Source organism: Chromohalobacter sp. HP20-39 (genome assembly GCF_033052815.1).
Lineage (GTDB): Bacteria > Pseudomonadota > Gammaproteobacteria > Pseudomonadales > Halomonadaceae > Chromohalobacter.
The window spans coordinates 409,753-429,459 of the sequence record NZ_JAWHTP010000001.1; the positions used below are offsets into that span (position 1 = coordinate 409,753).

Below are 19,707 nucleotides of genomic sequence, written 5' to 3' on the forward strand. Positions count from 1 at the left end.
CTAGTCGCGATAGTGCCGCCTTACTTTTCGGCGTCGACCAGCCCTTTGACGAAGTAGCGCTGTAGAAGCAGGATCACCAGGATAGGGGGACCCATGGCGAGTATTGCCGTCGCCGTGACATCCTGCCAAGGGACCAAGGCATCCCCCGTCGTCAGCATGCGCTTGAGGCTGACCACCACGGTCATGTAATCGGCATCGGTAGTGATCAAAAGCGGCCATAGATACTGATTCCAGCCATAAATGAACATGATCACGAACAATGCCGCGAGGTTGGTCTTCGATAGTGGCAACAAGATATCCTTCAAGAAACGCCAGGGGCCCGCGCCGTCGATGCGCGCGGCTTCAACCAGCTCGGGGGGAATCGTCAGATAGAATTGACGCAGGAGAAACGTTGCCGTCGCACTGGCGATCAACGGCAGGATCAATCCCGAATAACTATCGAGCATATGAAGGTTCGCGACCACTTCGTAGGTCGGCAGAATACGCACTTCTACCGGCAACATCAGCGTGATGAAAATCAGCCAGAAACATAAGCGACGAAAAGGAAAGCGAAAGAACACGATGGCATAAGCCGCCAGGACGGAAATCACTATCTTGCCCACAGCAATGCCGGTCGCCATTACCAATGAGTTGAATAAAAGTCGAAGCATTCCAGTGTTTAAACCACTTACCGGCTCGCTTAACAATTGCACGTAATTGCCTAGACCAACATCGCCGAGCCATAGCGGTGCAATATGCGTATAAAGATCGCTCATCGAGTGCGTGCTTGCCGTAAAGGCCAGCCATACCGGCAGAAAGAACAGGCCACACCCTGCGGCCAGCAAGAGATGACTGACCAGATTAAGCCCTAGGCGTTGATAGCGCATCAGTACTGTACTCGACGTTCAACGAAACGAAACTGAATGAATGTCAGCCCTCCCACCAGCACCATCAACAACACTGATTGAGCCGCGCTAGTACCGAGGTTCTGACCCACGAAACCATCCTGATAGATCTTGTAGACTAGCGTTGTCGTCGCACTCCCCGGCCCACCCGAGGTCACTGTATCGATGGTGCCGAACGTTTCGAAGAAGGCATAAATGCTGTTCATGACCAGCAAGAAAAAACTCGTTGGTGACAACAGCGGAAAGATGATGGTCCAAAAACGACGCATAGGGCTGGCACCATCAATGGCCGCGGCTTCCAACAAACTCTTGGGAATCGCTTGCAGCCCGGCCAAGAAAAATACGAAGTTATAACTCATCTGCTTCCATACAGATGCCAGGATAACCAACAACAACGCTTGACCGCCTTCAAGGTTGTGATTCCACTCGATACCCAGGCGTTCCAAAAGGGCAGTTATCAACCCTAGTGAAGGATCGAATAAAAAAAGCCATAACACCCCTGCCACCGCCGGAGCCACTGCATAAGGCCAGATCAGAAATGTCTTGTAGGTACTTGCACCCTTGATAACGCGATCGGCGAGCACCGCCAAAAAAAGAGCAATGCTCATAGCCCCTAGCGCTACCGACAACGAGAACACCACCGTGGTCCATATGACGCTGTAGTAATTCGGATTACTGAGCACAGCAATAAAGTTGGAAAGGCCAGCAAATTGCTGCGACAGACCGAACGCATCCTCGATATAGAACGCCTGCTTGACCGCCTGCCATGCCGGCCAGAAAAAGAACACACTCACGATGATCAACTGTGGTGCCAGCAGCAACCAGGGAGTGAAGTGAGAGCGTTGAAAGTAGGCCATGCGACATCTCCACGGCATGCCGGCCCGCCACCGGCATTACCGGTGACGGGCCACAATCACAAGCGAGTCAGCGGTTGGCGTTCTGGAAATCTTCCAGCAGGGCATTGCCCTTCTCGACCGCCTGATCGAGCCCTGCCTGCACACCGACCTCGCCAGCGAAGATCTTTTCCAACGCCCCATTAATGACGTCGCGGATCTGCACCATGTTACCCAATCGCAACCCCTTGGAATTTTCGGTAGGGGTGGAACCGGTCATCTGATTGATGGCCACCTCGGTACCTGGATTCTTGGCATAGAAGCCTTGCTCATGAGTCAGTTCGGCAGCGGCTTCGGTGATCGGCAGATAACCGGTGAACTGGTGCCAGTCAGCCTGCACCTCGGGCGAGGAAAGGTATTCGAAGAACTCGGCGATGCCCTTTTCCTGAGCCTCGCTAGCGCCATCAAGCACCCACAAAGAGGCCCCACCGATGATGGTGTTGTTAGGGGTATCAATCACCTCGGCATCATAGGGCAGTGGTGCGACACCGAAATCAAAGCTGGCATTCTCCCTGACCCCGGCGTAGGAGGCGGAGGAAGCCATCATCATGGCGCACTCGCCAGAATAAAACTTGGGAGCGGCTTCGTCCTTGCGGCCACCGAACTCGAAGCGCCCGTCTTGCTGCCATTCCTTGAGACGCTGAATATGATCGACCACGGCGGTTTGGTTGAATTTCAGCCGCGCATCCAGTCCTTCAAACCCGTTCGCTTGGCTAGCAAAGGGAATATCGTTGCGTGCCGAGTAATTCTCGAGCATCACCCAGGACGGCCAAGTAGTGGTGAGACCGCATTCTGCGGCGCCGGAATCGACCACCTTTTCGAGGGCATCACCCAGGCCCTGCCACGTCCTGGGCACCTCTTCGACGCCGGCCTTGGCCAGAATGTCCCGATTGACATAGGTCACCGGCGTGGAGGAGTTGAAAGGCATGGACAGCATGCGTCCTTCGGGGTCGGTATAATATCCCGTCACTGCGGGTAAATAGGCGCTCGGGTCGAAATCGACATTGGCATTCGCCATCAACTCATGAACCGGCACGATGGCGCCTTTGGCACTCATCATGGTCGCAGTACCCACCTCGTAGATCTGCACGATTTCGGGCGCCTTGCCCGCTCGGAAGGCGGCGATCGCCGAGGTCATGGTTTCGGTATAGTTACCCTTGAAGACTGGATTGACGACATATTCATCCTGGCTAGCGTTGAAGCCGGCCGCAATTTGCTCGACCTTGTCGCCCAGCGCACCGCCCATGGCATGCCACCAATCAATCTCGGTATTGGCCTGTACGCTACCCACGTAGCCCCCTAGCACCAGCGTGGCCCCCAGGGAAGCAAGCTGAAAAGCGCGTTGCATGAAAGTCTCCTTGTCCAGTACACGGAAGTCGAGCTACTCGCTTCACGCTAGACAAGATATCTTTCAATTAGATGACAGATACTGCCTTATGAGTCCGATGTCTAATCAAGGCCGCCCCACATACATCAAGTATTTTTAAAGTACCACTTGGACTGTAAGTATCGAAAAATCGATTCGCAGATGTCTGCTACCACGTCATTGTTCAGGTATCCTGATCAAAAGATCCAGCGATCCTGGAACGATAACGCCTTAAAAGCCTGGACATCAGGCTCGATGGCATGACAGAAGAAGCGTATATGCTAAATTCAATTTGCATTATGAGACTTTCAGCCTTGGGTGATGTCACACACGTCATCCCGGTTGTTAAAAGTTTGCAGGCTAAAGTTCCCGGTATCGAGATTACCTGGGTGACCGGCAAGCTGGAAGCCAAGCTAGTGGGAGATCTTCCTGGAGTAGAGTTCATCACCTTTGACAAAAAAGCAGGATACAAAGGCTATACGGCTTTACGTCGTGCCATGCGGGGAAGACATTTCGATGCACTTCTGCATATGCAGGTATCCTTGCGCGCCAATCTTGCCACCGCACTGATTCCGGCAACCATCAAGATCGGTTATGACAGGGCCCGCAGCAAGGACCTCCACGGCCTCTTCATCAATCAGCGTATTGCCGCCAAACCCGAACAACATGTGCGCGATTGCCTGGCAAGCTTCCTGGAACCTCTTGGCCTGCCTTCGGCACCGCCTGAATGGCACATTCCACTGCAAGACGCCGACTATACGCTGGCTCGACAACATCTTGCGCAAGATCGGATGAATCTGATCGTGAGCCCTTGTGCAAGCCATAAGCTTCGTAACTGGTCATCACAGCGGTATGCCGCACTGGCCGACTACGCCGTGGCAACGCACGCCGCCAACGTGATTCTCGTGGGCAGTCCCGCTGAGTTTGAAAAGAATATCTGTCGCGAGATTGAAGAACTGATGGAGGAGGAAGCCGTGAACATCTGCGGCCAGGATACCCTCAAGCAACTCACGGCTCTTCTGGAAAGCGCGGATCTTTTAGTGTCACCGGATACCGGGCCCGCCCATATCGCCAACGCCATGGGCACCGATGTGCTCGGACTCTATGCTGCCAGTAATCCTGAACGGTCCGGCCCCTACAACTCCCTTGCATGGTGTGTAGACCGATATCCAGACGCATTGCAAACGTTCACTGGCAAGACCGTTTCACAAGCCCGCTGGGGAGCGAAAGCAGAATTTGAGGGTGCCATGGACATGATCTCGGTCGACGATGCTACCGACATGCTCGACCGCTGGGTCGCACGACACGCCATGGCCGCCCACTGATAGAAACGTCAGGAAGTCGAGGTGTAATCTTGATACGACTTTTCTTCAATGAAACGCGACCCCAGGATACGATTGATCTCCTTCTTGATGGCCGCACGCCGATCGTTAGTGAAATAAACCGATCGAGCCAGGGAGATAAAACGTGCCCCGAAATCCTGCATCGCTTCCTGTGCACGAATATCGTCTTCGATGACCCAAAGCTCTTCGTTGACGACTTTCAACTGAGCACGTAAATCTTCGACATCAGATGAGGCCTTTATCTCATGCTCCCAGACACGATTAAGCGCCTCCAGTTCAAAGCGCACATTCCTTATTTTCTCCTCGTCGTGCATACGCTCTGACTTAATTTCCAATATAGTAATTTTATCCATGACTTCGCCAAACGACAACGGCACCTTGATAGCATCTGTCATTGATACTCCTCCTTGATAGTGAGAATATTGATTGAATTAATAATTTATAAACCATGAAAAAATACATAGAAGCTGGCTGAGCATAACAGACAGGCCACACCTCATGTATACACGTACTTCATAAAGACCCGCCTTGACAACCTGAACCTTTTCGACCTCCCGCAATCAACAAAGGAAATATTCTATGACACAAGGACCAAACTGACATGTCATTTTTGCCTGTAATCCTGGCAGGAGGCACTGGTTCCCGACTGTGGCCGTTGTCACGGCAATTGCATCCCAAGCAATTTCTGTCGCTTGACGACGGACCTACCATGCTGCAGCAAACGCTAGAACGTCTTGACGGACTCGAGAAGCAAGCGCCTATCGTCATCTGTAATGAGGCACACCGCTTCCTGGTGGCAGAACAGCTACGCGAGATCGGCGCGGATAGCAGCCATATCCTGCTTGAGCCGGTAGGCCGCAATACGGCACCTGCGATTGCGCTAGCTGCAATGGCAGCTACCCAGGACGGTGATGATCCCTTATTGCTGGTGCTGGCTGCCGACCATCTGATTCAGGATATCGAACAGTTCCATTCCAGTATCGAAAAGGCGTTGTCGCTCGCAGAGCTGGGCTATCTGGTCACGTTCGGCGTGGTGCCGACCTCTCCTGAAACCGGGTACGGTTATATCCATCAGGGGCCGCCCCTGGGGCCGGGCTTTGGCGTCAGGCGATTCGTCGAAAAGCCCGATGCCTCCACGGCAGCCGCTTATTTGAAAAGTGGAGACTATTTATGGAATAGCGGCATGTTCCTGTTTCGAGCAAGCCGCTACCTGGAAGAACTGGAACGCTTTTATCCCGATATCCTTCATGCGTGCCGTCAGGCCATGGCCCATACAAAGAAGGATCTGGACTTCACGCGTTTGGATGATGAAGAATTCGCCAAATGTCCCGATATATCGGTCGATTATGCCGTGATGGAAAAAACCCAGCACGCCGCCATCGTGCCCTTGGATGCGCGCTGGAGCGATCTTGGTTCCTGGTCGTCGTTATGGGATATAAGCGATAAATGCGAATCGGGTAACAGCTATCATGGTGATGTCATCCACGAAGGCACTCGCAATACCTTGATGCATGCCGAGAGTCGCCTAGTGGTCGCCATCGGCTTGGAAGATCTAGTCATTGTCGAGACCAAAGACGCCGTCTTGGTAGCTGACCGGCGCAAGTCCCAAGACGTCAAGAAAATCGCCGAACGTCTCAAGGCCGAAGGACGGGCCGAATTCGAAAATCACCGAGACGTCTACCGGCCCTGGGGGCGCTACGAATCGATAGACAAGGGCCAGCGTTACCAAGTCAAGCGCATCACGGTGAATCCTGGAGCGAAGCTCTCGGTACAGATGCACCATCACCGGGCAGAGCACTGGATAGTGGTTTCCGGCACGGCAGAAGTTACCAACGGGCATGAGAGCTATTTCGTGTCCGAAAATGAATCGACCTACATCCCCATTGGTCAGATTCATGCACTACGCAATCCCGGCACGGAGCCACTCGAACTGATCGAGGTACAGTCCGGCAGCTACCTCGGCGAAGACGATATCGTCCGCTTCGAAGATGACTATGGGCGTGCTTGAGAGAACCGGTGTGCTCGACCGATTAAAAAAAGACCCGCCAAGTGGCGGGTCGGAAGAACAGCATCAGCTGTCGAGAGAAAAGCGGTTGCCTGCTTAGTAGCAAGCAGTCTTAGTGATGAAAGCGCTCGGCGGCCTGGCGCGCCAGTTCGCGAATGCCGTCCCAGTCTTCATCCTCGACCAGGTCGTTGGGCGTCAGCCACGAGCCGCCCACGCACATCACGTTGGGCAGACTGAGATAATCGTCGGCGTTGTTCACGGTGATACCGCCAGTGGGGCAGAAACGCGCCTCCGGAATCGGACCACCGATGGACTTGATCGCCTTGGCGCCGCCGCTGGCTTCCGCCGGGAAGAACTTGAAGCGTCGATAGCCGTACTGCCAGCCGGTCATCAACTCGGACACCGTGGCCACCCCAGGCAGCATCGGCACCGGGCTTTCCACACCATAGCGATACAGCGCCTCGGTCGTGCCGGGCGTGACCACGAAGTCCACACCGGCCTCTTCAGCCAGTCGGTACTGGGCAGGCGTCAGCACGGTGCCGGCGCCGATGCTCACGCCCGGCAACGCGGCACGCATACGCCGGATGGCATCCAGTGCGCAGTCGGTGCGCAGGGTAATCTCGAGCACGTTGAGCCCGCCCTCGACCAGAGCGCGCGCCAAGGGCACGGCATCCTCGAGGCGATCGATCACCAGCACCGGAATCACCTCCACCTTCTGGCAGATGCTGTCGAGTTCCGTCGTGCGAGTGGAGGGAAGCTGTTTGTCGATAGTCATGGGGATGCTCCGGATATTCGTAAACGCAGGGCTCAGGGCGCCCAATACGTCGCGATCGGCTGGGAGAGGAAGGTGCGAATCGGCAGTTGCCGAGCATCATCGCCCCCCAACGCGTTGGCGAGAACACGACGTTTGTCCTCGCCGGTGACGTGCAGAATGTGCAGATGGGCATCGGCCAGGCGCGCGGCACTCAACGTAATCCGCGCCTGCGGTACGCTGGGCGCATGCACCGCTACCGTCGCCTCGGATGTCTCAAGTGCCGTGGCCAACTGTTCGCTGTCGGGAAACAGCGAGGCCGTGTGCCCATCGCCCCCCATGCCGAGGACGACCACGCTGGCCGGCCACGGCAGCGCCGCGACCCGCGCCGACACCGCCTCGGCGCCGGCCTCGGGGGTATCGTCGTCGGTGGTCAGGGAATGAAAACGCGCTTCGGCGGCCGGCCCGACGAGCAATGTCTCACGGACCAGACGCGCATTGCTGTCGGCATCGTCGTCGGCCACCCAACGCTCATCGGCCAGCGTCACATCGATACGTGACCAAGGCAGCGCCTTGGTGGCCAGGGCGCTGAAGAACGGTTTCGGCGTAGAACCGCCGGAGACGACCAGCAGCACCCGTTCGCGACTGGCCAGGTCGGCTTCGAGCGCCTGGGCCACGGTATCCGCAAGGCGCTCGGCAAGGTAACGACGGCCTTCCTCGATGCTTGTCATAATCGGCTGCCTATCAAATCAATAATCTTCGTACCAGGAGCGACCATCCTGGGTAATCATGGCGATCGACGCCACCGGGCCCCAGGAGCCGGCCGGATAACGGCGCGGTGGCATGTCTCGCGCCTCCCAGCCAGCGATCAACTGATCCACCCACTTCCAGGCGTATTCCACCTCGTCGCGACGCACGAACAGGTATTGCTGGCCTTTCATCACTTCGAGCAGCAAGCGCTCGTAGGCATCGGGAATCCGCGTCTTGGGGAAGGCGTGATTAAAATCAAGGTGCAGCGGCCCAGGCCGCAGGCGCATGCCCTTGTCGAGTCCGCTATCCTTGGTCAACACCTGCAGCGCAATGCCTTCCTCCGGCTGCAGACGGATGACCAGCTTGTTGGCCGCCAGCCCGCGCTGGTCGGGATCAAAGATATAGTGGGGCTGCTGGCGAAAGTGAATGACGATCTGCGACATCTTTTCCGGCATGCGTTTACCGGTGCGCAGATAGAACGGCACGCCAGCCCAGCGCCAGTTGGCGACTTCGAGCTTCATGGCGACGAAGGTTTCTGTATGACTCGAGGTGTTGGCGCCTTCCTCGTCGAGATAGCCCGGCACACTCTCACCGTCCACGGAGCCACCGATGTACTGCCCTCGCACCACATTGCGCGACAACTCTTCACCTACCAAGGGCTTGAGCGCCTTGAGCACCTTGACCTTCTCATCGCGAATGGCGTCGGCGTCAAGATTCGACGGCGGATCCATGGCGATCAGACACAGCAGCTGCAACAAGTGGTTCTGGACCATGTCGCGCAGCTGCCCCGCCTCGTCAAAATAACCCCAGCGGCCTTCAATGCCCACCTTCTCGGCGACGGTGATTTCCACATGCGAAATCTGGTTCTGATTCCACTGATTACCGAACAGTGGGTTCGCAAAGCGCAGCGCGATCAGGTTCTGGACCGTTTCCTTGCCCAGATAGTGATCCATGCGATAAATGCGCGATTCGGGGAAAACATCGCCGATGGCATCGTTGATCTGAATGGAAGATTCGAGATCGTAGCCGATGGGCTTTTCGACGACCACGCGGGTCTCGTCATCGAGGCTGCCACTGGCATGCAAATTGGCACAGATATCGCCGTAAATGCTGGCCGGCACCGCCAGGTACACGACCATCGGGCGCTCGGTGGCGTCATGCCAATCGCGAATGACGTCATATCCCTCGACGGTAGCAAAGTCGAGTTGCTGGTAGTCGAGACGTGCCAGGAACCGATCGAGACAGGCTTTTTCCAGCTCGTTGGGCTTGAGCCGTTTGTTGAGAGCTTCCTTGACGTTGGCGCGGAAACTAGCGCCATCGTGTTCCTGGCGCGCAAGCCCCAGAATCCGCGTGGTATCGCCAAGCAATCCTTCGCGATCCAAGTGGTACAATGCCGGATACAATTTGCGCAGCGCCAAATCGCCAAGCGCCCCGAAAAGGGCCAGATCGACATCGGGCGTAGTATCTCGACTCATGACGCGGCCCCCAAAAATCTGGTTAATTTACCTATAAAATAAGCCATTCTAAGGCTCCCGGGCAAATATATTATGTAAATTTACTACCATGGCGGTACACGCTTGCCTTCATTCGCGACCGGCTTGGCTTGGCGACCATGCGTCACCACGCTAGGATGCCTTTCTAACACAACGTGGTTACTTGAAAACGTGGTTACGTGACAACGTCGTTAATTGACCACCTTTCGACACCCTTGGCAGACAGAGACTCTCATTACGCATGCCAGCCTTCGATCTGATCGCCCGTATCCGTTCCCGCTTGGAAGAACTCAATCGTTCCGAACGTAAAGTGGCCGACGTGATTCTCCACGACCCAGCCGCCGCCACCGGAATGAGCATCGCGACGCTGGCGCAGGCGGCGGCGGTCAGCGAACCGACGGTCAATCGCTTCTGTCGAAATTTCGATGCCAAGGGCTATCCCGACTTCAAGATCAAGCTGGCCCAAAGCCTAGCCGGCGGTACGCCCTATGTCAGCCGCAGCGTGGAGCGTGACGACGCCGCCGCCAGCTATGGCGACAAGATATTCGGTGCCACCATCGCCGCCCTCGACGACGCCCGCAGGACGCTGGACGCCCAGCGCGTCGAGCGTGCCGTCGATTATCTGATCCAAGCCAAGCAGATCAGTTTCTTCGGCCTCGGCGCCTCGGGGCCCGTGGCTCAGGACGCACAGCACAAGTTCTTTCGCTTCAACCTGCCCGTCACCGCCTACGAAGATGTGTTGATGCAGCGCATGGTCGCCGCCGCCACCCATACCGGCGACGTCATTGTCATTGTCTCCTACACCGGGCGCACTCGAGAGCTGGTCGAGATTGCCCGTGTGGCGCGTGACAATGGCGCCATCGTGCTCGGCATCACCGCGCCCGACTCGCCGCTCGCCCATGAGTGTACCGAAACCCTCGAGGTCATCACCCCGGAAGATACCGATGTCTACATGCCGATGACCTCACGCATGATCCATCTGGCCTTGATCGATGTACTGGCAACGGGCGTCACGCTGCGTCGCGGTGAGGACTTCCTGCCGCATCTCAAGAAGATCAAGGACAGTCTGCAGGCCACGCGGTTTCCGATCCACGACGAGTAAGCATCACGGGACCGCTTGCCGCCACGCCGCGCAGTCACAACAATGAGCGTCTCGCCGTTTCACCCAATCGTACCTATTCAAAGGAGTATGCCCATGCGCTGGTTCGTCGCCTGTCTGTTGATTCTCGTCAGCACTGCCGCCACGGCGGAGACATTTCGCTTCACGGCCATCCCCGACGCAGACCAGTCGCGACTCCAGGCACGCTTCGACAAGGTCGCTGCTTACCTCGAGAAACAACTGGATGTAGAGGTCGAATACGTACCGGTCAAATCCTATAGCGCCGCCGTCTCGGCCTTCCGCAACGACCAGGTCCAACTGGCCTGGTTCGGCGGGCTGACCGGCGTGCAGGCACGTCGATTAGTGCCCGGTTCCCGCGCCATTGCCCAAGGTAAGGAAGACGCCGAATTCCGCACCTATTTCATCGCCAACACCGACGCCGACATCAAACCCCAGGGCGATGACCTGCCCAAGAACGTGCAGGGCAAGACATTCACCTTCGGTTCCAAGACCTCCACCTCCGGTCGGCTCATGCCCGAGTATTTCATTCGCAAGCAATTCGGGGCGCCGCCCAAGTCGCTATTCTCGCGGGTCGGCTTCTCCGGCGATCACTCGCGTACCATCGCGCTTGTCGAGTCAGGTGCATACGACCTCGGGGCGGTCAACTTCAAGGTCTGGGAGGATGCCGTCGCCGATGGCCGCGTGGATACCGACAAGGTCGACGTGATCTGGAAGACGCCTACCTACCCCGACTATCAATGGACCGTGCGTGGCGACGTCGACGGCCGCTATGGCGACGGCTTTACCGCCAAGGTGCGCCAGGCACTGCTCGACATGAGCGATCCCGCACTCCTCGAGAGCTTCCCCCGTCAGAGCTTCATTCCCGCCGACAATGACGACTACCAACCCATCGAAGACATCGGCGAGAAACTAGGCCTGCTGCGTTGAGTGTGGAGGAACTCGTCCGCTTCGACGGCGAGGCGCTGGGTCATGCACACCATACCGTCCTCGCCGATCTCACGCTTGGGCTTCGGGCCGGCGAACGCGTGGCCTTGCTCGGCCCTAGCGGGGTAGGTAAATCGACCCTGCTGACCGCCTTGCGCCGGCGCCTCGGGCACCACGCGGCCTGGTGTCCGCAAGAGCATGGCCTGGTACCGCCATTGTCGGTTTATCACAACGTCTACATGGGCCGCCTGGAGCGCCACTCCGCGCTCGCCAACCTCCTGAATCTGGCGCGCCCGCGCCGCGACGCCTGGCACGATATTCAAGCACTATGCGGCGAGCTGGGCCTCGAGGGGCTGCTCAAGCGTCCCGTGTCACAACTCTCCGGCGGCCAACGCCAACGCGTGGCCATCGCCCGGGCGCTCTATCAGGCACGCGAGGTATTTCTCGGCGACGAGCCGGTCGCCAGCATCGATCCGCACCAGGCGCGCCGCCTGCTGCATATGGTGCAACACCGACATGCTACCTGCGTGATCGCTCTGCATCAGCGCGAGCTCGCGTTGACGCATTTCGATCGCGTGTGGGGGCTGCGCGACGGCCAACTGATGTTCGATGCACCGGCGTGCGAGCTGACACTCGCGGATCTTGACACGCTCTACCCCGACGCACGCTCATCTGATGCCCAATCGGAGCCGGCATGAGTGCTGAGCGCGCACCTGGCCTGCTTGCCGGAGACTCACTCAACCTGCGTCTCGCCCGGCGCTCGCTGGGGCTAATTGCGCTGTGTCTGATATTGCTGCCATTCGCCGATCTGGCGGTCACCACCCACGACCCTTGGGCCGAGCTAGGACGCATGCTCGCGGGCTTGCTGCACCCCGACATCCTGGCGACCGAATCACTGCCCCATGCGATTGCCCTGACCATCGGCTTTGCACTGTGGGGAACGCTGCTCGGCGTGGTGCTGGGCTTTCCGCTGGCCTTGCTCTTCTCGCGCTCGCGTCTGATACGCAGCAGTTGTGCATTCGTGCGCGCCATCCACGAGTTGTTCTGGGCGCTACTCCTGCTGCAGGTCTTCGGCCTTTCCGCCGTCACCGCCATCGCCGCCTTGACGATTCCCTACGCCGGCATCTTCGCCAAGGTCTACGCCGAGATACTCGAACTCACGCCACGTGCGCCGGTCGACGCCCTGCCCGAGGGCACGGGACGCCTCTCGCGTTTCGTGTATGCCGAACTACCCATGATCTGGGCAAGGCTCTCGAGCTACACCCGCTATCGCTTCGAATGCGCCATGCGCTCGAGCGTGCTGCTGGGCTTCGTGGGCCTGCCCACGCTAGGTTTCCATCTGGAGAGCGCCTTCCGCGAGGGGCGCTACCCCGAGGCCGGCGCCTTGCTGTGGGTGTTCTATCTCATGATCGCCTCGCTGCATCTATGGGGACACCGCCGCCTTCTGCCGTGGATCGCGCTGGGGAGTCTTTTCCTGCTCGGGCCCTGGCCGGACATCGACGGCGCCCTGCTGTGGCGGTTCGTGAGTGTCGATCTATGGCCGAAACCTCTGCTCGAAGGCAACTGGAGCGAACTCTGGCAGTGGTTCGGCGAAATCCCCGATCTACTGCCCGCCATCGGCAACACCCTGCTGCTGGGGCTGATGGGTACTGCCGGCAGCCTGGTGGTGGCCTTGTTGCTGTGGCCATTAGCCAGCCGCCATTTCGGCAACCGCCCCACCCGTATGGCAGGCAAAGGCGTATTGATCTTGATGCGCTCGACGCCGGAATTGATGCTGGCCTTCATCTTCCTGTTGATGCTCGGCCCCTCGATGTTGCCCGCCTGGCTGGCATTGTCGTTGCACAACGGCGCACTGATCGCCTTTCTGGTAGCGCGGCATGCTGATGCCATCGTGCCGGGTAGCCACGCACTGCCGGCATCTGCCCGTTATGCCTACGAGTTACTCCCGCGTCTTTATGGTGGCTTGCTGGCGCTGCTGTTCTACCGCGCCGAGACGATCATTCGCGAGACCGCGCTACTAGGGATGCTCGGCATCGCCACGCTGGGCTTTCATATCGATTCCAGCTTCGCCTACATGATGTTCGATCAAGCCTTCGTACTGCTGTTGATCACCGCCGCGCTCAACATCGGCGTCGACGCCCTGGCGCGCCGCTACCGACCGCGCGAACTCGCCGCCCCCCCAAGCCAGCACGACCGCCCCGCAGGAGACGCCGCATGCTGATCACGACACTGCTGTTCATCGTCACCGCCCTGGCAGAAATCGTCGGCTGCTACCTGCCCTGGCTGTGGCTCCGCCAGCAAGGCTCGCCCTGGCTGCTGATCCCGGCGGCCGCCAGCCTTGCGCTATTTGCCTGGCTTTTAACGCTGCACCCCGCCGCCAGCGGACGTATCTATGCGGCTTACGGGGGCGTCTACGTGGTCTGTGCCTTGGGCTGGCTATGGGCGGTCGATGGCGAATCCCTGCAACCCACCGACTGGATCGGCGCCGGTCTCGCGCTTGCCGGCATGGGCGTGATTGCCAGCGGGTGGCGATAAGAAAACATCCCTGACGCCGAACGCAAGGACGGGCGCCAACGTTCACCCCGTGCTTCCTGAAGACCACCTCGTGCATGGCCAGTCGCTTGCACTACCCGGCAAGCATTGCCTACGTCTTTCGCCGCCATGACTGACAGCCACTCATGCGGCGCTGACATAGGCTGGCACCTGAAAGCACATACACTCACGCGCATTGCACAACAGCGCCAAGCGCCGTTTCCCTGCACCCGCACATGCGGGTTTGGCCTCAGGCCGGACCGCCCGCCAGGGCGGTCATTTTTTGCGACCCATCATCGCCTCACAACCCCGCTGTCGGCGCCCCGAGACAGTAGCCATCATGCCACGACTCGGGTAGGGTAAGCGTCCATATACGTTGTCACTCACCCCACGGTTCAAGCCCGCGGCATTCGCCGACGAAAGGGAAAACGTCTGCATGACGACACCGGCCATGATGTACGTGCATGACTGGCGCGCCTGGCAGCCCGGCCGCCGCGATGCGTCGCAGCCCCGCCTCAGCGTCGTGGAAAAACCCGCCGGCGGCCATGTGCCCGCCATGTTGCGACGCCGTTTGACCGGCATCGGTCGCGCACTCTGCGACATGCTGGCCGAGCTCGATGTCGACGCCGACTGTCCCCTGCTGTATGCCTCCCGCCACGGCGATGGCGAACGCACCCTGGAAATGCTCAATGCCCTGGCCGAGGAAGCGCCATTGTCGCCGGCACGCTTCGGCCTCTCGGTGCATAACGCCATTCCCGGTGTGTATTCGATCGGACGCGGCAACCACCGTACCCAGCAGGCTATCGCCGCCTCGGGCGACGAGTTCGCCGCGCTGCTCGTCGAAGCCCGGGGATATCTGGCACAAGGCGAGCCGGCCGTGATCGTTGCCTTCGCCGAGCAAGCAATCCCCGCGCGCTTCGCTGCGCACTTCACGACCCCGATCGACACCGCCGCCGTGGCACTGCGCTTGTCGTTGGCTCCGGCGCAAGACGCCTGGGCACTGACATCGCGCCCTCTGGCCAGCGACGCCACCACCGAGGATAGCCCTCAGCCCAGCGAGCTCATCGACTGGCTATGCGGTACACGCGACGAACTCTATTGCTACCGGCCACGCCAGGCATGGTCGTTGGTACGTGCCGACTAAGCTTTGTCTGAAAAATCGACGTCCTGCCCTATACCCGCTTACACCTTGTATCATAGGCCAGTCGGTATAATGTCCGCCGTCGGCAACGTTTACGCACACGACATACGCCTTATGCTGCATCGACGAGAATGGAGTCGCCCATGACGAGCGAATTGGAACAAGAGCTCAAGCATCTGATCATCGATACCCTCGAACTCGAGGACGTCACGCCGGAGGATATCGATCCCGACGAGCCGCTGTTCGTCGAAGGCCTCGGCCTGGACTCCATCGACGCCCTGGAACTGGGGCTCGCTCTGCAGAAGCGCTACGGCATCAAGCTGGAAGCCGATAGTGACGAAACACGCCACCACTTCCGCAACCTGCGCACGCTCGCCGCGCTGGTCGAGGAACGTCGTACCGCGTAGAGCCCAGCATGAGTTCCCGTACCCCGTCGGCGGCCGCACCGCGCTCGGCCCTGTGCAACCTGCTACTCGCTATCCTGGCCTTGGGATGGCCGCTGGCCGTGCACGCCTTGCTGCCGCGCCTCGGCGCCTGGCCACTGCTGCTCGCCCTCGTCGCCCTGGCTTGGTGGCGTCTACCGGCCGCGCGCCGGGGGTGGGGCTGGGGGTTGCTGATCGCCGGCGTGGCCATGCTCGCCGCCGGCCGCGCCGAACTCGGCGTGCGCGCCTGGCCAGTGCTCCTCAATACCGCAATGCTAGCCGCCTTCGCGTACAGCCTGGCGCGCCCGCCCAGCGCAATAGAACGCTTTGCGCGGCGCCGCGAACCAAACCTCGGGCCACGCGGCGTTCGCTACACGCGGCGCGTGACGCAGGCTTGGTGCGTGTTTTTCGCCATCAATGGCAGCATCGCACTATGGACCGCATTCTACGCCGACCTGGCCACATGGACGCTCTACAACGGGGGCATCGTCTATGCATTGCTGGCGATGATGTTCGGCGGCGAATGGTTGATCCGCCGCCAGGTGAGGAAAACGCCCGATGATGAATGACACAGTGCACGGCCCGCTGCTGGATGCCCCCTGGCGCGAACGCGACCCGGCACGCGCCGTGGCCTGGCAAACCGAAGCACACAGCGAGACGCCCTGGCGAACGCTGGAGACATTCCAGGCCGACATCGGCGCCTGGCAGGCGGCGCTGGACGCACATGCGGGATCCCCCTGCAGCTGGATACTGAGTACACACGCCCCTTACCGGTTCGGCTGTGCGTTGATCGCCGCCTGGGAACGCGGCGATCATGTCATTCTGCCGGCCGACACGCGTCCCGCGACACTCGAGGCCCTCGATGAATTAGGTGCCACTCGCCTGGGAGATACCCCCGGCGGCCTGACGCCGAGCGCCTCCCCACGCACGCCGCGCTGGGGCACGCTCGAAGCGGAGCGCATCGCCGTGAGCCTCTATACATCCGGCTCTACCGGCGCACCGCAGCGCCTCGACAAGACCTTCGCCCAGCTCGACGCCGAACTGGCCATGCATGCCGCCCTATGGCCGCTCGCCTCGCGACTGACACTGAGCCAGGTGAGTCATCAGCATATCTACGGGCTGTTGTTCGGCGTGCTGCGCCCGTTGTGCGAACGCAGCCCGTTCGCCAGTGAGGTATGCCGCTATCCCGAAACCCTGCACCAGTGGTTGGCGCGCTGGCATGCGCAAACCCGGCGCGAGGCGGTGCTGATCAGCGCCCCGCCGCCCCTCGAACGACTCCCCGAGACACTCGACTGGCCGGCGGTCGAGGGCATTCTGGCGCGTATTCACTCTTCCGGCGCCCCCCTGCCGCGCGACGCCGCCGCGCATGCCCGGCGCCTGCTCGGCACCGAGGTACGCGAAGTCTATGGCAGCTCCGAAACCGGCGGCATCGCCTGGCGCATCCAGCAACATGACCCCAGATGGACACCGCTTCCCGGCGTCGAGATAAGTGCCGATAGCGAGCACCAATTGTGGCTACGCACGCCGTGGCTGGCCGACCCAACGACCTGGACCCCGCAGGCCGATCGCGTGGTCGTCGAGGACACCCGCTTTCAACTGCTCGGCCGCAGCGACCGTATCGCCAAGGTCGGCGGTAAGCGTGTCTCGCTCACCGCTTTCGACCGCGCTCTCGGCGAACTGCCGGACGTTCGCCGAGCGCATTGCATGCCGCTGCCGAGGCGCGATGGCCGCCTGGGCGCCATCGTCGAGCTCGCCCCCGAAGCCGTGCCGCACGACCATGACGCACGACGCCGGCTGATCCAGGCGCTGCGCACCGCACTGGCGCCACGCTTCGAGAATGCCGTACTGCCGCGCTACTGGCGCTTCGTCGAGACCTGGCCTCGTGATGCTCAGGGCAAGCTCGGTGCTGCGTGCCTGTCACGCCTGTTCGCGGATCTCGACGATCCCCGTACCCCACGCTGGCTGGGCGAAACGCTGGACGGCCCGCAAAGCGCACGTCTGACCCTGGAAGTCCCCGAGCGTCTCGCCTATGTCGAAGGCCATTTCGCCACGCAGCCGGTAGTGCCGGGCGTGGTCATGGTGCGCTGGGCGCTGCACGCCGCGCGCGACAGTCTCGGCCTGCACGGCGTGTGCCGCGACATGACCCGCATCAAGTTTCCCTTGCTGCTGCTGCCAGGGGAGCGCGTCACCCTGACGCTCGACGCCACGCAAAACAGCTCGCACGCAACCGCTCATGACGATGCTCATAAAGACGCCATGACGATCCGACTACGCTTCACGTTCACCAGCCAGCGCGGCACCCACGGCACCGGCACACTGTTACTGACCCCGCCAGAGGGCACCCGCCATGCGTGAAGATGCCCGCGCCTGTGTCATCATTCCGGTCTATAACCACGCCGACGCGGTGGAACGCACCTGTCAGGCGCTACGCCGTCTGGACGTGCCTCTGCTACTCGTCGACGACGGCTGCGAACTCGCCTGTGCCGCCGTTCTCGAGCGGCTCGCCGAGACGCCGCACACACACCTGCTCAAACTGCCTTACAACCAGGGCAAGGGGGCAGCGGTCAGGGCCGGCCTGGGCGAGGCACAGCGACTGGGCTTCACGCACGCCCTGCAGGTCGATGCCGACGGCCAGCACGACGCCGACGATCTACCGCCGTTTCTCGCCGGCCTCGACGCCGACGACACGACGCTGCGCATCGGCTATCCACGTTTCGATGCCAGCGTGCCACGCCACCGCTTTTACGCTCGTTACCTCACCCATTCACTGGTGTGGTTGAACACGTTGTCCTTCGCGCTACGCGACACGATGTGCGGCGTCAAATTATACCCAGTAGCGGCAGTCAATCGTCTGGTCGCGCGACACCCCTGCGGGGATCGCATGCAGTTCGACACTGAACTGCCGGTGCGCTGGATATGGGCAGGGCACCGGGTCGAGAATCTGCCGGTACGGGTGATGTATCCGCTGGACGGCGTCTCGCATTTCGCCATGTGGCGCGACAACCGCCAACTCACGACCATGCATTTGCGGCTGTTCGTCGGCATGCTGTGGCGGCTGCCACGCTTGCTGCGTCGCAACGCACGAATGACCAGGAGCAACGGATGACCCCCGGCGACGATGACACGCAACGCGACACACACCATTGGTCGCGCGTTCAGGAGTCCGGCACGCTGGCCGGCATGCGCCTGATGATCTGGATTCGCCGCCACCTGGGACGCTGGCCTTTTCGGCTCATGCTGGTGCCGGTCATCCTTTACTACTACGCGATACGCCACATTCCCCGCCAGGCGTCGCAGGATTATCTCAAGCGCATCTGGCCGCTGTATGCCGGGCGTGCGCCGCGCTGCGTACACTGGCTGAGCCTGCGCCATTTCCTGGTCTTCGGCGGCATGCTGATGGACAAGATCGATGCCTGGAGCGGGCGTACTCTGGAGGCGCGGGTCGACGGCGAGGACCGTGCCCGCCTCGACGCCGCCATCCGCAGCGGACGCGGCGGCCTGGTACTGGTCTCGCACGTCGGCAACCTGGAAATCTGCAGCGCCATGCAGGAACGCCGCGACGACTTCCACGTGGTGCAGATCATGCACACCCGCAACGCCAGCAAGTTCAACGAACTGCTGGCTCGCAGCAGCCTGCGCCGCGCGCCGGAGATCATCGAGGTCAGCGAGATCACGCCGGCCACCGCCATGCTGCTTGCCGAACGCATCCAGCAGGGACGCTTCGTAATGATCGCCGCCGACCGTGTACCGATTAACGACGGCGGCCGTACCCGGACGCTAGATTTCCTGGGGACGCCCGCCCACTTTCCGGAAGGCCCCTTCCATCTCGCGGCGTTACTGCGTTGCCCCTTGTATACGGTCGCCTGCCTTCGCGATGCCGAGGGTTACCGAGTGGAATTCAATGACTTCGACGACACCACCCACGTCAAGCGCGCCGAGCGCGATGCCTGGCGCGAACAAGCCATGCGACGTTACGTACAATGGCTGACCGAGCAATGCCAGCGTCAGCCCCTGCAATGGTTCAACTTCTTTCCCTTCTGGGCTTCTTCGACAACGCACACACGTGACGACGGCTGAGTTTCG

Annotated in this window: 20 protein-coding genes; 13 read left to right on the forward strand and 7 right to left on the reverse strand. The window is 60.2% G+C overall.

The window, feature by feature from the left end:
* Nucleotides 1–20 precede the first annotated feature (20 nt).
* The 3 genes from ugpE to ugpB form a co-directional block, all read right to left on the reverse strand.
* A complete protein-coding gene (ugpE, locus tag RVY79_RS01885) occupies nt 21–866 on the reverse strand; it encodes a sn-glycerol-3-phosphate ABC transporter permease UgpE (RefSeq protein ID WP_317462301.1) in 846 nt (281 codons plus the stop codon).
* Nucleotides 866–1,741, reverse strand: coding sequence for a sn-glycerol-3-phosphate ABC transporter permease UgpA (ugpA, locus tag RVY79_RS01890; protein WP_317462302.1), 876 nt, complete (start codon nt 1,739–1,741; stop codon nt 866–868). The genes ugpE and ugpA overlap by 1 nt, the downstream gene beginning before the upstream one ends.
* A gap of 67 nt (nt 1,742–1,808) precedes the next feature.
* On the reverse strand, nt 1,809–3,125 hold the full coding sequence (ugpB, locus tag RVY79_RS01895; protein ID WP_317462303.1) for a sn-glycerol-3-phosphate ABC transporter substrate-binding protein UgpB: 1,317 nt from the start codon (nt 3,123–3,125) through the stop codon (nt 1,809–1,811).
* Nucleotides 3,126–3,403: 278 nt separating this feature from the next.
* On the opposite strand from ugpB, the gene RVY79_RS01900 reads away from it, so the two are divergent.
* Nucleotides 3,404–4,468 carry a glycosyltransferase family 9 protein gene (locus RVY79_RS01900; RefSeq protein ID WP_317462304.1) on the forward strand — a complete coding sequence of 355 codons (1,065 nt, stop codon included), beginning with the start codon at nt 3,404–3,406 and terminating at the stop codon, nt 4,466–4,468.
* Between the two features lie 8 nt (nt 4,469–4,476).
* On the opposite strand, the gene RVY79_RS01905 is transcribed toward RVY79_RS01900, so the two are convergent.
* Nucleotides 4,477–4,881 (reverse strand): DUF6165 family protein, encoded by a 405-nt coding sequence (locus tag RVY79_RS01905; RefSeq protein WP_317462305.1) that lies wholly within the window; start codon nt 4,879–4,881, stop codon nt 4,477–4,479.
* Between the two features lie 206 nt (nt 4,882–5,087).
* On the opposite strand from RVY79_RS01905, the gene RVY79_RS01910 reads away from it, so the two are divergent.
* Nucleotides 5,088–6,494, forward strand: a complete 1,407-nt coding sequence (locus RVY79_RS01910; RefSeq protein WP_317462306.1) for a mannose-1-phosphate guanylyltransferase/mannose-6-phosphate isomerase — start codon at nt 5,088–5,090, stop codon at nt 6,492–6,494.
* Between the two features lie 109 nt (nt 6,495–6,603).
* Here RVY79_RS01910 and RVY79_RS01915 read toward each other — a convergent pair whose 3' ends face one another.
* Genes RVY79_RS01915 through zwf form a run of 3 tightly spaced genes read right to left on the reverse strand, consistent with a single transcriptional unit; the run spans nt 6,604 to nt 9,467 of the window.
* On the reverse strand, nt 6,604–7,266 hold the full coding sequence (locus RVY79_RS01915) for a bifunctional 4-hydroxy-2-oxoglutarate aldolase/2-dehydro-3-deoxy-phosphogluconate aldolase (RefSeq protein WP_317462307.1): 663 nt from the start codon (nt 7,264–7,266) through the stop codon (nt 6,604–6,606).
* 32 nt (nt 7,267–7,298) lie between these two features.
* Nucleotides 7,299–7,973: a 6-phosphogluconolactonase gene (gene pgl, locus RVY79_RS01920; RefSeq protein ID WP_317462308.1), complete on the reverse strand. Its 675-nt coding sequence runs from the start codon at nt 7,971–7,973 to the stop codon at nt 7,299–7,301.
* A gap of 18 nt (nt 7,974–7,991) precedes the next feature.
* Nucleotides 7,992–9,467 (reverse strand): glucose-6-phosphate dehydrogenase, encoded by a 1,476-nt coding sequence (gene zwf / locus RVY79_RS01925; RefSeq protein WP_317462309.1) that lies wholly within the window; start codon nt 9,465–9,467, stop codon nt 7,992–7,994.
* Nucleotides 9,468–9,726: 259 nt separating this feature from the next.
* Here zwf and RVY79_RS01930 point away from each other — a divergent pair, with 259 nt between their 5' ends.
* The 11 genes from RVY79_RS01930 (at nt 9,727) to RVY79_RS01980 (ending at nt 19,701) form a co-directional block, all read left to right on the forward strand.
* Entirely contained in the window at nt 9,727–10,587 is an 861-nt protein-coding gene (locus RVY79_RS01930; protein WP_317462310.1) for a MurR/RpiR family transcriptional regulator, read from the forward strand.
* 93 nt (nt 10,588–10,680) lie between these two features.
* On the forward strand, nt 10,681–11,532 hold the full coding sequence (locus RVY79_RS01935) for a putative selenate ABC transporter substrate-binding protein (RefSeq protein ID WP_317462311.1): 852 nt from the start codon (nt 10,681–10,683) through the stop codon (nt 11,530–11,532).
* On the forward strand, nt 11,529–12,227 hold the full coding sequence (locus RVY79_RS01940) for an ATP-binding cassette domain-containing protein (protein ID WP_317462312.1): 699 nt from the start codon (nt 11,529–11,531) through the stop codon (nt 12,225–12,227). Before RVY79_RS01935 ends, RVY79_RS01940 begins: the two co-directional genes overlap by 4 nt.
* Nucleotides 12,224–13,750 carry an ABC transporter permease gene (locus tag RVY79_RS01945; RefSeq protein ID WP_317462313.1) on the forward strand — a complete coding sequence of 509 codons (1,527 nt, stop codon included), beginning with the start codon at nt 12,224–12,226 and terminating at the stop codon, nt 13,748–13,750. The genes RVY79_RS01940 and RVY79_RS01945 overlap by 4 nt, the downstream gene beginning before the upstream one ends.
* Entirely contained in the window at nt 13,744–14,064 is a 321-nt protein-coding gene (locus RVY79_RS01950) for a YnfA family protein (protein ID WP_317462314.1), read from the forward strand. The genes RVY79_RS01945 and RVY79_RS01950 overlap by 7 nt, the downstream gene beginning before the upstream one ends.
* Nucleotides 14,065–14,497: 433 nt before the next feature.
* Nucleotides 14,498–15,205, forward strand: coding sequence for a beta-ketoacyl synthase chain length factor (locus RVY79_RS01955; RefSeq protein WP_317462315.1), 708 nt, complete (start codon nt 14,498–14,500; stop codon nt 15,203–15,205).
* A gap of 140 nt (nt 15,206–15,345) precedes the next feature.
* Nucleotides 15,346–15,609, forward strand: a complete 264-nt coding sequence (locus RVY79_RS01960; RefSeq protein WP_246899936.1) for a phosphopantetheine-binding protein — start codon at nt 15,346–15,348, stop codon at nt 15,607–15,609.
* A gap of 8 nt (nt 15,610–15,617) precedes the next feature.
* Nucleotides 15,618–16,193, forward strand: coding sequence for a hypothetical protein (locus tag RVY79_RS01965; RefSeq protein WP_317462316.1), 576 nt, complete (start codon nt 15,618–15,620; stop codon nt 16,191–16,193).
* Nucleotides 16,183–17,979 carry an AMP-binding protein gene (locus RVY79_RS01970; protein ID WP_317462317.1) on the forward strand — a complete coding sequence of 599 codons (1,797 nt, stop codon included), beginning with the start codon at nt 16,183–16,185 and terminating at the stop codon, nt 17,977–17,979. The genes RVY79_RS01965 and RVY79_RS01970 overlap by 11 nt, the downstream gene beginning before the upstream one ends.
* Nucleotides 17,972–18,730 (forward strand): glycosyltransferase family 2 protein, encoded by a 759-nt coding sequence (locus RVY79_RS01975; RefSeq protein WP_317462318.1) that lies wholly within the window; start codon nt 17,972–17,974, stop codon nt 18,728–18,730. The genes RVY79_RS01970 and RVY79_RS01975 overlap by 8 nt, the downstream gene beginning before the upstream one ends.
* On the forward strand, nt 18,727–19,701 hold the full coding sequence (locus tag RVY79_RS01980; protein WP_317462319.1) for a glycosyl transferase: 975 nt from the start codon (nt 18,727–18,729) through the stop codon (nt 19,699–19,701). The genes RVY79_RS01975 and RVY79_RS01980 overlap by 4 nt, the downstream gene beginning before the upstream one ends.
* Nucleotides 19,702–19,707 lie beyond the last annotated feature (6 nt).

Excerpts from the sequence above, each read along its gene's own strand:
- RVY79_RS01915 (WP_317462307.1), bottom strand. The coding sequence starts at position 7,266 with ATGACTATCGACAAACAGCTTCCCTCCACTCGCACGACGGAACTCGAC.
- RVY79_RS01965 (WP_317462316.1), top strand. The coding sequence starts at position 15,618 with ATGAGTTCCCGTACCCCGTCGGCGGCCGCACCGCGCTCGGCCCTGTGC.
- RVY79_RS01950 (WP_317462314.1), top strand. The coding sequence starts at position 13,744 with ATGCTGATCACGACACTGCTGTTCATCGTCACCGCCCTGGCAGAAATC.
- RVY79_RS01970 (WP_317462317.1), top strand. The coding sequence starts at position 16,183 with ATGATGAATGACACAGTGCACGGCCCGCTGCTGGATGCCCCCTGGCGC.
- ugpE (WP_317462301.1), bottom strand. The coding sequence starts at position 866 with ATGCGCTATCAACGCCTAGGGCTTAATCTGGTCAGTCATCTCTTGCTG.
- RVY79_RS01975 (WP_317462318.1), top strand. The coding sequence starts at position 17,972 with ATGCGTGAAGATGCCCGCGCCTGTGTCATCATTCCGGTCTATAACCAC.
- RVY79_RS01900 (WP_317462304.1), top strand. The coding sequence starts at position 3,404 with ATGACAGAAGAAGCGTATATGCTAAATTCAATTTGCATTATGAGACTT.
- pgl (WP_317462308.1), bottom strand. The coding sequence starts at position 7,973 with ATGACAAGCATCGAGGAAGGCCGTCGTTACCTTGCCGAGCGCCTTGCG.
- RVY79_RS01955 (WP_317462315.1), top strand. The coding sequence starts at position 14,498 with ATGACGACACCGGCCATGATGTACGTGCATGACTGGCGCGCCTGGCAG.
- RVY79_RS01905 (WP_317462305.1), bottom strand. The coding sequence starts at position 4,881 with ATGACAGATGCTATCAAGGTGCCGTTGTCGTTTGGCGAAGTCATGGAT.
- ugpB (WP_317462303.1), bottom strand. The coding sequence starts at position 3,125 with ATGCAACGCGCTTTTCAGCTTGCTTCCCTGGGGGCCACGCTGGTGCTA.
- ugpA (WP_317462302.1), bottom strand. The coding sequence starts at position 1,741 with ATGGCCTACTTTCAACGCTCTCACTTCACTCCCTGGTTGCTGCTGGCA.
- zwf (WP_317462309.1), bottom strand. The coding sequence starts at position 9,467 with ATGAGTCGAGATACTACGCCCGATGTCGATCTGGCCCTTTTCGGGGCG.
- RVY79_RS01930 (WP_317462310.1), top strand. The coding sequence starts at position 9,727 with ATGCCAGCCTTCGATCTGATCGCCCGTATCCGTTCCCGCTTGGAAGAA.
- RVY79_RS01935 (WP_317462311.1), top strand. The coding sequence starts at position 10,681 with ATGCGCTGGTTCGTCGCCTGTCTGTTGATTCTCGTCAGCACTGCCGCC.
- RVY79_RS01960 (WP_246899936.1), top strand. The coding sequence starts at position 15,346 with ATGACGAGCGAATTGGAACAAGAGCTCAAGCATCTGATCATCGATACC.
- RVY79_RS01945 (WP_317462313.1), top strand. The coding sequence starts at position 12,224 with ATGAGTGCTGAGCGCGCACCTGGCCTGCTTGCCGGAGACTCACTCAAC.
- RVY79_RS01980 (WP_317462319.1), top strand. The coding sequence starts at position 18,727 with ATGACCCCCGGCGACGATGACACGCAACGCGACACACACCATTGGTCG.
- RVY79_RS01910 (WP_317462306.1), top strand. The coding sequence starts at position 5,088 with ATGTCATTTTTGCCTGTAATCCTGGCAGGAGGCACTGGTTCCCGACTG.